The 10,672-nt window shown below is 48.3% G+C and carries 15 protein-coding genes; 6 read left to right on the plus strand and 9 right to left on the minus strand.

The window, feature by feature from the left end:
* Window positions 1–6: 6 nt before the first annotated feature.
* From L971_RS04010 to L971_RS04020, 3 genes are all read left to right on the plus strand, one after another.
* Entirely contained in the window at window positions 7–450 is a 444-nt protein-coding gene (locus tag L971_RS04010; protein ID WP_029334571.1) for a YaaR family protein, read from the plus strand.
* 8 nt (window positions 451–458) lie between these two features.
* Entirely contained in the window at window positions 459–1,124 is a 666-nt protein-coding gene (locus tag L971_RS04015) for a DUF2225 domain-containing protein (RefSeq protein WP_047374411.1), read from the plus strand.
* A 281-nt stretch (window positions 1,125–1,405) separates the two neighbouring features.
* Entirely contained in the window at window positions 1,406–1,903 is a 498-nt protein-coding gene (locus tag L971_RS04020; RefSeq protein ID WP_047374413.1) for a DUF1572 family protein, read from the plus strand.
* Between the two features lie 30 nt (window positions 1,904–1,933).
* Here L971_RS04020 and L971_RS04025 read toward each other — a convergent pair whose 3' ends face one another.
* The 3 genes from L971_RS04025 to L971_RS04035 all read right to left on the minus strand — a co-directional run bounded on the left by L971_RS04025 (window position 1,934) and on the right by L971_RS04035 (window position 3,684).
* On the minus strand, window positions 1,934–2,569 hold the full coding sequence (locus L971_RS04025) for a hypothetical protein (RefSeq protein ID WP_156111489.1): 636 nt from the start codon (window positions 2,567–2,569) through the stop codon (window positions 1,934–1,936).
* A 155-nt stretch (window positions 2,570–2,724) separates the two neighbouring features.
* Window positions 2,725–3,351, minus strand: a complete 627-nt coding sequence (locus tag L971_RS04030) for a DUF4352 domain-containing protein (protein WP_047374417.1) — start codon at window positions 3,349–3,351, stop codon at window positions 2,725–2,727.
* 147 nt (window positions 3,352–3,498) lie between these two features.
* Entirely contained in the window at window positions 3,499–3,684 is a 186-nt protein-coding gene (locus tag L971_RS04035) for a hypothetical protein (protein ID WP_029334567.1), read from the minus strand.
* Between the two features lie 162 nt (window positions 3,685–3,846).
* Between L971_RS04035 and L971_RS14790 the strand changes: the two genes are divergently transcribed.
* Window positions 3,847–4,224: a DUF3021 family protein gene (locus tag L971_RS14790; protein ID WP_052200260.1), complete on the plus strand. Its 378-nt coding sequence runs from the start codon at window positions 3,847–3,849 to the stop codon at window positions 4,222–4,224.
* Window positions 4,225–4,260: 36 nt separating this feature from the next.
* Here the strand turns inward: L971_RS14790 and L971_RS04045 are convergent, their stop codons facing one another.
* The 5 genes from L971_RS04045 to L971_RS04065 form a co-directional block, all read right to left on the minus strand.
* Window positions 4,261–4,614: a flagellar protein FliT gene (locus L971_RS04045; RefSeq protein WP_047374419.1), complete on the minus strand. Its 354-nt coding sequence runs from the start codon at window positions 4,612–4,614 to the stop codon at window positions 4,261–4,263.
* Window positions 4,611–4,985, minus strand: coding sequence for a flagellar export chaperone FliS (gene fliS, locus L971_RS04050; RefSeq protein ID WP_047374420.1), 375 nt, complete (start codon window positions 4,983–4,985; stop codon window positions 4,611–4,613). The genes L971_RS04045 and fliS overlap by 4 nt, the downstream gene beginning before the upstream one ends.
* 15 nt (window positions 4,986–5,000) lie before the next feature.
* Window positions 5,001–6,695: a flagellar filament capping protein FliD gene (gene fliD, locus L971_RS04055; protein WP_047374421.1), complete on the minus strand. Its 1,695-nt coding sequence runs from the start codon at window positions 6,693–6,695 to the stop codon at window positions 5,001–5,003.
* Window positions 6,696–6,707: 12 nt separating this feature from the next.
* Window positions 6,708–7,064, minus strand: coding sequence for a flagellar protein FlaG (locus L971_RS04060; RefSeq protein WP_047374423.1), 357 nt, complete (start codon window positions 7,062–7,064; stop codon window positions 6,708–6,710).
* Window positions 7,065–7,131: 67 nt separating this feature from the next.
* Window positions 7,132–7,347: a hypothetical protein gene (locus L971_RS04065; protein WP_047374425.1), complete on the minus strand. Its 216-nt coding sequence runs from the start codon at window positions 7,345–7,347 to the stop codon at window positions 7,132–7,134.
* Window positions 7,348–7,444: 97 nt separating this feature from the next.
* Here L971_RS04065 and L971_RS04070 point away from each other — a divergent pair, with 97 nt between their 5' ends.
* Window positions 7,445–8,320, plus strand: coding sequence for a hypothetical protein (locus tag L971_RS04070; RefSeq protein ID WP_047374427.1), 876 nt, complete (start codon window positions 7,445–7,447; stop codon window positions 8,318–8,320).
* Window positions 8,321–8,410: 90 nt separating this feature from the next.
* Here L971_RS04070 and L971_RS04075 read toward each other — a convergent pair whose 3' ends face one another.
* Window positions 8,411–9,640: a flagellin gene (locus L971_RS04075; RefSeq protein WP_047374431.1), complete on the minus strand. Its 1,230-nt coding sequence runs from the start codon at window positions 9,638–9,640 to the stop codon at window positions 8,411–8,413.
* Between the two features lie 468 nt (window positions 9,641–10,108).
* On the opposite strand from L971_RS04075, the gene L971_RS04080 reads away from it, so the two are divergent.
* Window positions 10,109–10,651 (plus strand): hypothetical protein, encoded by a 543-nt coding sequence (locus L971_RS04080; RefSeq protein WP_047374433.1) that lies wholly within the window; start codon window positions 10,109–10,111, stop codon window positions 10,649–10,651.
* The last annotated feature ends 21 nt before the right edge of the window (window positions 10,652–10,672 follow it).

Genomic DNA, 10,672 nt, shown 5'->3' on the forward strand with positions numbered 1-10,672 from the left:
ATTTCTATGGACATTCGTCGCATCATGGAGACGCAGTCGCTCCTCGGCGCCGGCAAGGCAAAAAAACCGGACGTCGAGCCCGGCGTCTCGTTCTCGAACGTCATCGGACAGAAACGGGAAGACCGTGAGCACGAGCGCTTCCAGCGCCAAATCGCGGCCATCCACGAACAAGGCGAGCTCCTCGCCGAGAGCCAGACGGTCGAATCACTCGCTGAATATAAACAACTGATCAAAGACTTTATGAAAGACGCCGTTGACGCGGCGCTCCGCCTCGAGGATAAGCGCGGCTTCAACCGCCGCGGCCGGGCCAAGATCTATAAGATCGTCGAACAGGTCGACCAGAAGCTGCTCGCGTTGACGGACCAGGTCATCTCGGGTGAGGCGTCCCGCCTGTCGCTGCTTGACCAGGTCGGTGAGATTCGCGGACTGCTCGTCAACGTATACGTGTGAGGTGACTTATGGCTGAACATTTGTTTTCGAAAAAAGTGAAATGCCCGTATTGTTTGAAAGAGAGCACGACGCCGCGCGTCTTGTCGCGTCACATCCGGCCGCAAGAAGTCGCGAAGGATGGTTACACGACGTATGACGGCGAGAACCCGTACTTGTACGAGCCCGCCGTCTGCAGTCACTGCCACCTCGTCTTCCACGACTCGTTCGACAAGGTGCGGAAGAACAACCGCGAGGCGCTCGAGACCGAGTACTTCCCGCGCGTGAACGCCGACGTCTTGGCCGGTGACCGGACGCCCGGTCACGTCATCACGCTGTACAAGTTCGCCGTCATGACGGCCCAGTTGAGCGGTCAGAAACCGTCCGTCGTCGCCATGCTCGGCATGCGCCTCGTCTGGATGTACCGGTTGACGGACGATGCGAAAGCGGAACGCGAATGGATGAAGCGGACGCTCGACAAGTATAATGAGGTGCAGGAAGGCTACACCGACCAAATCCGGACCGGCCTCCCGTATGACCAGCTCATGCTGCGGATCGCGGACCTTTCGGCCGCGCTCGGGTTTTACGAAGAAGCACGGCGCTGGTACGGGATCCTCCTCGGCAGCAAGGAAGTGTCGGAGCGGATTCGGAACCAGGCCCGGGACCATTGGGAAGATTTTCGATTGGAACACGCCTAAAGGGAGAGCCGCAGCTCTCCCTTTTCGCATACAAAAAAACCGCGCTCATCCACTCACAGACAAACGCGGTCGGTTCTCTTCACGGGTGAACCCCCAAACCGAAAGGAGATAAACGCGACATGACTCACGTTAAAACCTAAACAGGGCACCTAAGAACCGATCGCGCGGTGGCGTGTTGCACGGTTCATGCTTATTATAATTTGGATTTCGCTATTTTACTATTATTTTTTATCATTTTGAGATTGGTGTATGCTTATTGAGAATCCAAAGGAGGTCATTTCATGTTTGAAGCTCGCTACATCGAAACGGTACGTTCGATTTTTCAGGAACAGAAACAACTCGCCGAAGACGCGTTGAACCAAGTGAACGACGAGGATCTACATCGTGCGCTTGCAAAAGACACCCTCTCGCTCGCCGTCATCGTGCAGCACATGTCGAACAATATGTTGTCGCGTTGGACCGACTTCTTGACGACCGACGGTGAGAAACCGGATCGGAACCGTGACGCCGAATTCGAGGACCAGCAGTTGTCCCGCGAGGAACTCATGGCGACGTGGGACGCGCGCTGGCAGCTGTTGGACGATGTATTGGCGAGCCTCACGCCGGAAGACCTTGGCAAGACCGTCTTCATCCGCGGTGAGGAGAAGACGGTCATCTGGGCGATCGAGAAGCAAGTGTCGCACTACAGTTATCACGTCGGGCAGATCGTCTTTCTCGCGAAAGTATTCGCCGGGGAGAACTGGAACGTGTTGACGATTCCGTTGCCGCATCAGCGATAAGGAGAATGCATCCGTGTGGATGCACTCTCCTTATTTTGTGACGTCGATTTTATACTCGTAGCGGTCTTCGTCAATCTGCCGGAACTGCTCATCATAAGGTCCTTCCACGATAAATCGCACTTCTGTCAATTCTTCAGGCATGGAGTCGACGTAGAACAATACGCCGCCCTCTTTCTTCACTTTCCCTAAAAATTCTCCACCGACATCTTCAGATATGAATAAATCTGCGTCCACCTGCTCGCCTGTATTCGTCACGAGTCTTGCTTGGTCGGGATAGAAAGTAACTGTCTCATCAGTCGTGTTCTCAACGATGACGTTGAACGATACGATGGTCACTTCCTCTTTATCATCAAATAAAAAGCGATAGTCAGGTCTCACTTCTAAACGGACCGTCTGTACCTTATCAATTTCAAAAACAATCGACCCCATTGTCTCTCTAATACCGAGTTCTCGATTCTTCATATAGATTTGACTGCGTCCGACCTCATCTTCCTCTACTTCAAATTCATCCTCTTCTATTACATCGGCTTTCTCTTCCGTGGCACTTTCAGCCTCTTCTGTCGGTACCTCGGTCTGATTGGCAGGAACCGTCGATTGATTAGAAGGTTCGGTTTCACCGCAACCGACCAAAAGGATAAGTGGAAACATGAGTACTATATGGTGCATTTTCAATCCAATCCCCTCCTATATCACAAGACTTTTCCAAGTTATATAGAACTTATTCCCGATTTCCCGTATTGGATTCACGTTTGATTACTAAATATGGATGATTTTTAAAGTCTTAAATCAAATGGGCGCATCTTTCTGGATGCGCCTCACTCTTATTTTGTGACGTCGATTTTATACTCGTAGCGGTCTTCGGCGATCTGCTCATAGTTCGCGTCGAACGGTCCGTCGACGATGAAACGGACTTCTGTCAATTCCTCAGGCATCGCCGCAACGAAGAAGAGCACGTTCCCTTCCTTCTTCACTTTGCCGAGGAACTCACCACCGACGTTGTCGGAGTGCCAGAGGTCGGCCGTCACCTGTTCGCCCGTGTTCGTCACGAGCGTCGCCTGGTTCGGGTAGAAGCTGACCGTGTCGTCAATCGTGTTCTCGACGATGACGTTCATCGCCACGACCGTCACCGCCTCTTTCCCGTCGAATAGATCACGATACGCCTCTGCGACCGTCAGTCGTGACGTCTGAACTTTATCGATGGCGAACTGAATTGAACCTATTGTCTCGTGGACGTCGAGCGCCTTGTTCTTCATATAGATTTGGTTTGAGCCGAGCTCACTCTCTTGAACGTCCGCCTCTTCTTTCGGTTCAGCCGTCTGTTGTTCCGTTTCTGCTGCCACGACTTCTTCCGTGTCGGTCGCCGTCGTTTTCAGTTCGTCGGCTTCTCCGCATCCGACAAGTAGTGCCAAAGGCAACGCGAGCACCAATCCGTATCGTTTCATCTTCATCAAAAATCTCTCCTTTTCGTGTGGGTAGTGGTTGATAAGATGAGCATACGGGATTGTCTAGCCTGACCGGTGTAAGAAAAAGTTCAAGGTGCGTCCCCTGAACAAATAAAAGTCAAGGTCATGAATCTGACCTTGACTTCGGCTATATTATCCTCTTGATTTCAAATCCTCTTCTTCATACGGGTCGGGTCCGTCCTCGACCGGCGCGTCATCCTCGACGTACGCCTCGAGCTTCGGGTCACGTTCCACGTATTCATCGTACGCTCCCTCTGGACCGTAGACGAAGTAACGACGTTTCTTGGCTGACTCGGGTTTCACTTTTTTCTCACTCATCTCGTTTCCCTCCTCATTCCAGAAAAGAAGCAACGGGTATAGTGGTATTTACCCGATTTTACCCGATAACAGACGTGTTTGCATCTGTCTCGAAAATCGATGAAACTTCTGAGCGGTCGTTTGCGTAGAATAGACCACTACATAAGCGGAAGGATGGGTTCAATGGATTTATTCAAGAAAGGCTTAAAGCGCGGGACGCTTCTGTTGGCAGCGTCAGGCGTGCTCGCCCTTTACAACGTATTGACCGGTGACACGGAAAGCGTCCGCCTCACTTTGACATACGGCGGCATCGGCTTCTTCCTCGGCGTCACGAGCGTCATCTACGAAGTGAGAAGATGGTCGTTTCCGAAACAGATTTTCATCCACTGGGCCGTCATGCATGTGACGATTTTACCGCTAGTCTTTCTGTCTGGGCTCGTCCCCGTCGACTCCGTTCAAGACTTCGGTCGCTTATACGTGAACTTCAACGTGAGCGGGCTCATCTTGTTCGGCGTGACGCACCTCGTCTCTAGAGTCCGACGCCAACCGAAGACCCCGTGAACAGCAAACAGCTCGAAGGCGCGCCTTCGAGCTGTTTTATGTCTGTTGGTCGAATAGTCCCGAGAAGTTCGAGTCGACGTCCTCGTACGGGTCGACGTACGTCTTGACGGCTTTTCGTTCTTGCCGGGCCGTCCCGAGCGTCATGCCGAGGCGCTGGTGCTCGGCCTCGATCAAGCGGGCGATCTTTTGACTGTCGTCGACGAGCTGACGGATGACGGTCTGGTCGGCCGCTTTTAGATCCGGTCCGTGCGCGGCGAGCAGTTGCTCACGGTCGTCAAGAAGTTCATGGATTTGGTCCATCCACGTGTCGTACGTCGGCTCTTCCGGTACTTGCGCGAGCAAGTCTTTCAGCCGTTGCGTCTTTAAGATAATCTCGTCGATCGGTCTCATGCTTGTTTCGCGAGTTTCATCGCTTCTTTCCACGTGTCGCGGAGTTCGGTCGTGAAGTCGAGCACCTCGTCAAGGATGGCTGTATCGTTCTTCACATTCGCGTCCAAGAGACGGCGCCAAATGTACTCGTACAGCGAGTCAAGGTTCGCCGAGATGGCGATGTCTTTATTGAGCGTCAAGCGCATCTCTTGGAAGATCGCCTGCGCTTTTTGGATGTTCGTGTTCTTCAAGTCTGGGTTCCCTTGCTCGATGGCGAGTTTGGCGAGGCGCGTGAACTTGAGCGCCCCGTCATACAACATGAGCGTCAGTTCTTGCGGGTTCGCGGTCGTGACCGCGTTGTTTTGATAAGCTGCATATGGGTTGGCTACCATGTTTATTTCCTCCTCTTACATACCGCCGCCCAAGAACTGTTGCAGTGAGGCGGCTTGCGAGTTCGCCTGATTCATTGCCGTCTCCATCGCCGCGAAGCGACGGTAGTAGGCGTTCTCTTTATCGACGAGCAGTGCGTTCAATCGTTGGATGCGAGTATCGATTTGTGTCATCTCGCGACCCATCGAATACGTCGGGGCACCGGCCCCGTCCGCCCCGGCGATCCGGGTGATGTTTGACCGGGAAGCGGCCGCCGCGTCACGGATTTGTGGAAGTAGTCCACTCTCCGCGTTCGTGAACAGCTGATACACTTGCTCCGGGTCTTTCTCGATGGCGGCTTTGAGCTTCTCTTCGTTCAGCTCGATCTTTCCGCCGTTTGTGAAGTCGGCGCCGGTTGAGAGGCCGATTTGGAACAGTTGGCGCATGTCAGCGTCATTTGTCGCTGAAGTTGTACCTGACCATTTGCCACGAAGCGAGTCCATGGCGCTACGTAAAATCGTGTCGCCTTTGAGCATCCCGCTCATCGCTTTCTCTTCCCACTTCTTGATCTCGTCTTCAGACAGTTCGTCACGCTGGGCTTTCGTGAGCGGTGCGAATGAGCGGAAGCGCTCTTCACGTACCTTCTTGTTCATCAAATCGATCGTTTCATTATACTTGTCGACGAAGCCTTTGATGTTGTCGAAGATTTTTTGGGTGTCGGTCGCGGCAGAGAGCGTCACGGCTCCTTGTGTTTCGGTGAACGTCGACTTCAACGTGAGCGTCATGTTGTCGATTGTGACGGTGTTTGTCGCACGTTCTACATCGATTCCGTTCACTTTGAATTTGGCGTTTTGACCGACAGGGTTCGTCTCACCTATCGCGAAGGCTGACTTGAAGCCTGAATCAAGGTCAAGCGTCGCGGTGGTGCCTGTGTCTTTCGTCGAGAGTGAAATTTTCCCCGTCGATGATTCGAAGAATGCGGATAAACCCGTTTCTTTCTCATTTAGTTTCGACACGAGTTCCTGCACTGTCGCATTCGCACCGAGCTCAATTTTCTTGTACGTGCCGGTAGTAGACGACTTATATTGAATTTCAAAACCGGTACCGGATAGGAACTCCGCCGACACACCTTTTGGGATGACACCGTCAGGGTAAGCATCTACATTCGTTGCGGTAAGTTTTCCCGTCGACGCGTCATAACTAAAATCGGTTGGATTAAGCGTTTGTCCGGCAGCGTTTTTCAGTGTGACATTCGTGAAGTCTAAATCTTTCGGCAACGTCATCTCCGTTCCGGCCGTCTCTTGGATGACTCGTTTTTGACCTGCCACAAAACCATTCATATCCGAAAGTTTTGTTGCGCCTGTCAATGTAGCACCGTTCTTATCGGTCGCACTTAAAATTGTCGTCGCCGATGTCGCGAGTTGCGTCACCGAGTCGATCCGGAGTGCGCTGTTCCCGCTAGACGGCCCGGCCGTCACGCTGATTTTTGAGGCGTCGGACGAACTTGCTGTCTTCGCATAGAAATTCCGGCTGAACATCAAGTCGACGGCGCTGTTACGGAGCGACATGAGCGAGCGATTGATTTCGCGATACGCATCACGTTTCCATTCGGTCACTTGTTTCTTTTGTTCGAGCTTGTCGACCGGGACACGCTCGACTTGCATCAATTGCTTAATGATTGTATCGGTATCGATTCCACTGGCGAGTCCGCCGAATCGGATTGGTGATGTCATGGTTGGCCTCCTTTACACGCGTTCATCGAACAGTTGGTTGAACTCCAGGAACGCGGCGAAAAAGTCGAGTGACTTCTTGCTTGGGATTTCGCGGATGACTTCATTGTTCGTATCCACGATTTGAATATAGTAGTCGTTCAGTTTTTCATGTTTCATGAACTTCAAGCCGGTACGTTGTTGTTCGAGTACCAAGTTTGCCTTCTCGACAGCCGCCTCTAACTTTGTGACGTGTTGAGGCGTCGGCAGGATGACGATGCCTTCGTCGGCGAGTTTCGCTTGATTCGCTTCGACGAACACGTTTTTCGTTTGTTCATACGGCAAGACGGAAGAAGGTAGGTGAAGCCGGACTTCAGAGATGGTCGGGTTCATTTGCGTCTACTCCTCTTTAGTTGTTCTCATGGACTATATCGGCTTATCTGCAATTGTCTTTCAGTTATTAATGAAAAGAGTCTACAATCTTTAATTCGATTGCTACTAATTGTTGCTTTAACTGTTGGAAGGCACGGTCTAGAACTTTTCGCCTAGCATCATCAGCGTGAATCGCCTCAATCGCAATCGAGCGCATCGTCTGTAACGTTTCTTCCTTTATGTCTAGTAAGTGTTGCTGAGTCCTTACAGATTCTAATGATTGAATTAGCTGTTCACGATTCATAAACCTCCACCCCCTCTCTTTTTCTATATCGGTCAAAAGAGTATACATTATTAAGAGCGGGAAAATAATAATGAATATCTTGAAAGGGGCGAGTTAGATGAAATGGGATGACTTGACGGTGTTCGAGAAAAGTTTATTGTTAGGAACGTTACTCGGAGACGGAACGATTGCACGGACGAAAGCGAAGTTAATTCCAAAGAAAGGGCTTCAGTACCGGGAACACTTCTCGGTCAAACAAATGGAGTATCGAGAATGGAAGTTAAACGTGGCACCACGAATCTTTAAAGGAATCAAGATTCGAAAGACAGGGACGAGCGCTGAGCTGTATTCTGAAAAAGACGAACTCTTTTCTTGGCTTTGGGAACAATGTTACATCGACCGCAAGAAGCACATTCCGATTCACTTATTAGAAGACTGCACGCACCCTGTCTTTTTGCTCGCGCTTTATTTGGATGACGGGAGCCTTTCCCTCACCAAGTCGACTCGTTCTCAATTAAATCAAGTCATCGTCACTCCACACATCTATTTGTACTTACAAGCTTTCTATCCAGAAGAGCTAGAACAGTTAAGTGACTTTATCGCACGGACGTTCAATCATCATTTCGTACTCAGTCGTCGATCTGACGGACACTTCTACACACTCCGAATCCAAAAGACAGAAGAAGCGATACGATTCTTAAATGATTTTTCACCTTACGCTTATGCCCTTCCATCGATGCGAAAGAAATTGGATTGGGAGTACCGTCTACAAATGGAACGAGACAAACATCCAGATATGAAAGTGATTGCGTCAAAAGCAAAAAATGATTATACAGAGGACGAGATTCAGTTCATCATTCAAGCGAAAGAAAACGGGATGACAGATGCGAAGATTGCAACAGAGTTAAACCGAACATACTGGTCGGTCGTTTATAAGTGGCAAGATATTAAGAAGAATCATTTAAAGGAAGAGGTAGCAATGTATACATTCTAATAAAAAGACCCATCCCTCGATAAGCGAGAGACGGGTTTCATGATGCATTCAGTACCTTGTGTATACTGATTAAAAAGTTTAATAAAAATCTTAACGAAGAAGTTGAAGAACCGCTTGCGGCTGCTGATTAGCTTGACTGAGCATTGCTTGTGCCGCTTGGTTAAGAATGTTGTTTTTCGTGAAGTTCATCATCTCTTTCGCCATGTCAACGTCACGGATACGTGATTCTGCAGCTTGGAGGTTTTCTCCAGAAGTGCTTAAGTTGTTAATTGTGTGCTCAAGACGGTTTTGCGAAGCACCTAATTTAGAACGTTCTGCTGAAACCTTTTCGATTGCATCTTGAAGTACAGTCACAGCATTTCCAGCGTTTTCAGCATTAGAAACGTCTAATGCGTTCTCGACGTTTGAGTTGTCAGTTCCGTCTGTAACATTAGCTGCGCTAGAGAAACCAGCTCCAGTTCCAGTGATACCAAGTGCAGCTGCACGCATATCTGTGAACGATACTGTCATTGTTTGGCTTTCATTCGCACCAATTTGAAGCTTGAGTTCAGAACTTGATGCACCTGCTGGCGTTGTCGGAGCTACAGCAGCAGTGAGTGCTACAGTCACAGTACCGTCACCTGTCGCACTTGCAGTAGTTACGCCACTCGTGTCAATCGTGATTCCGTTAACAGGAGTACCTGTGACGTCATTAAAGTTAGTTCCATCTGTCGAGTACTCAAATTTGGCATCACCTTGATTATAGCGCACTGTTAAAGTCGCATCTGTTGTTCCAGTGTAAGTACCGTTGAATACAACATCTCCACCTGTAGCGCCAGCAATTGTCATTGTTTGTGCATCAGAAGTTAAAGTTGTTGCCGGACTGCCACCAACAGCTGGTGTTCCAGCTACAATGTCACCAGAAGTAGCATTAAGAAGTTTTTGATTGTTAAATTCAGTCGTATTACCAACGCGGTTGATTTCAGAAGTCAATGAGTTAATTTCTTTTTGAATTTCTCCACGGTCAGTTGTCGTATTTGTATCGTTACCTGCTTGAACTGCAAGTTCACGCATGCGTTGAAGAATAGAATGAGTTTCATTTAATGCACCTTCAGCAGTTTGAATCATTGAAATACCGTCTTGTGCGTTACGAGTAGCTTGATCCAAACCGCGAATCTGTCCGCGCATTTTTTCAGAGATTGCGAGACCAGCAGCGTCGTCACCCGCACGGTTGATGCGAAGACCTGAAGACAATTTCTCCATCGCTTTGCCAGTTTGTGCTGTGTTGAATGACATGTTGCGGTGTGCGTTCATCGCGTTTAAGTTGTTGTTAATAATCATTGTAATTTCCCTCCATAGGTTTGAGTTTTTCCGCTCTTCCAAATCCATTTGTCCGAGCATACAAGGTTTAGGCCGGCCCCTCACCTTGTACTAGTTGGAACGTTTTAGCGTTTCCATACTCTATATCGGAGTCGTCTACTGAATGTTTAATCCTTTTTTCAATTTATATTTATTAATAATTTATAAATTTAGTTTCATCCTTTAATATCAAACCAAAAATCTGAACCTCGAATATTTAAGGCTTATAATCAGACAGATATCATTTTAATTAAATCGAAGAAATTAATAACTATTTGCTTGTACCGCCATCACCCCTCCTTCCCCCCCTCTAGAAGGCAGAGAATCGAAGCAGAACCATGTTTTCAGAGGACAGACCGCTTTTTTTAATACACTGCCTAATAAGATAGTATTGGTATAGGCACGCATCAGTTATCTGATGTGCTAAATAAAATTAGTAGGAGAATTTATATGAAGACAATCGAAGAAATTGTAAGAAAGGCACATGATTCGTTACTATCGTCAGTTACACCGAATCCCTATTCAGATTTTTTTAAGCTATCAGGGTCTAACTTCATGCTAAAAAAAGAGTTCAAGCAAATTAGTTATTTCGATCCACGGGAAAGTTTTTCTGAAATGGGCAGCATCGCAACACTAGACAAAAATGAGGATACATTTGTTATGAGATTCTTCATTTATGAGAATCGCTTTGGAGCAGAATGTGATAATGAAAATAAAGTTCATTCATTTGACTTAAAAAATCAACCAAATAAGAACTCAGAACAAGAAAAAATTCTCTTTTATAAATTTATTCTTCTTCATGAATTTAAGCACTTCTTACAGCTATTGAGCGGAGAGCTCACGTACGAGTTTATCAAATCTCCTGAAAGCCAAGTTACTCGCTACGAAGACAGACGCTACGAGAAAGAAGCAGATCAATTCGCAAGTATCACCTTACGTGAAGAATTACTTGCTTGTCCTACTGTTGCAAAAAAACTTAGAGTTAATATCTAACAGAAAAAAGTGAAAATGCTC

This window comes from Exiguobacterium sp. ZOR0005 (assembly GCF_000798975.1).
GTDB lineage: Bacteria > Bacillota > Bacilli > Exiguobacteriales > Exiguobacteriaceae > Exiguobacterium > Exiguobacterium aurantiacum.

Bases quoted from the DNA above. Each gene is read 5' to 3' on its own strand.
- L971_RS04010 (WP_029334571.1), top strand. From the start codon at position 7: ATGGACATTCGTCGCATCATGGAGACGCAGTCGCTCCTCGGCGCCGGC.
- L971_RS04015 (WP_047374411.1), top strand. From the start codon at position 459: ATGGCTGAACATTTGTTTTCGAAAAAAGTGAAATGCCCGTATTGTTTG.
- L971_RS04020 (WP_047374413.1), top strand. From the start codon at position 1,406: ATGTTTGAAGCTCGCTACATCGAAACGGTACGTTCGATTTTTCAGGAA.
- L971_RS04025 (WP_156111489.1), bottom strand. From the start codon at position 2,569: ATGCACCATATAGTACTCATGTTTCCACTTATCCTTTTGGTCGGTTGC.
- L971_RS04030 (WP_047374417.1), bottom strand. From the start codon at position 3,351: ATGAAGATGAAACGATACGGATTGGTGCTCGCGTTGCCTTTGGCACTA.
- L971_RS04035 (WP_029334567.1), bottom strand. From the start codon at position 3,684: ATGAGTGAGAAAAAAGTGAAACCCGAGTCAGCCAAGAAACGTCGTTAC.
- L971_RS14790 (WP_052200260.1), top strand. From the start codon at position 3,847: ATGGATTTATTCAAGAAAGGCTTAAAGCGCGGGACGCTTCTGTTGGCA.
- L971_RS04045 (WP_047374419.1), bottom strand. From the start codon at position 4,614: ATGAGACCGATCGACGAGATTATCTTAAAGACGCAACGGCTGAAAGAC.
- fliS (WP_047374420.1), bottom strand. From the start codon at position 4,985: ATGGTAGCCAACCCATATGCAGCTTATCAAAACAACGCGGTCACGACC.
- fliD (WP_047374421.1), bottom strand. From the start codon at position 6,695: ATGACATCACCAATCCGATTCGGCGGACTCGCCAGTGGAATCGATACC.
- L971_RS04060 (WP_047374423.1), bottom strand. From the start codon at position 7,064: ATGAACCCGACCATCTCTGAAGTCCGGCTTCACCTACCTTCTTCCGTC.
- L971_RS04065 (WP_047374425.1), bottom strand. From the start codon at position 7,347: ATGAATCGTGAACAGCTAATTCAATCATTAGAATCTGTAAGGACTCAG.
- L971_RS04070 (WP_047374427.1), top strand. From the start codon at position 7,445: ATGAAATGGGATGACTTGACGGTGTTCGAGAAAAGTTTATTGTTAGGA.
- L971_RS04075 (WP_047374431.1), bottom strand. From the start codon at position 9,640: ATGATTATTAACAACAACTTAAACGCGATGAACGCACACCGCAACATG.
- L971_RS04080 (WP_047374433.1), top strand. From the start codon at position 10,109: ATGAAGACAATCGAAGAAATTGTAAGAAAGGCACATGATTCGTTACTA.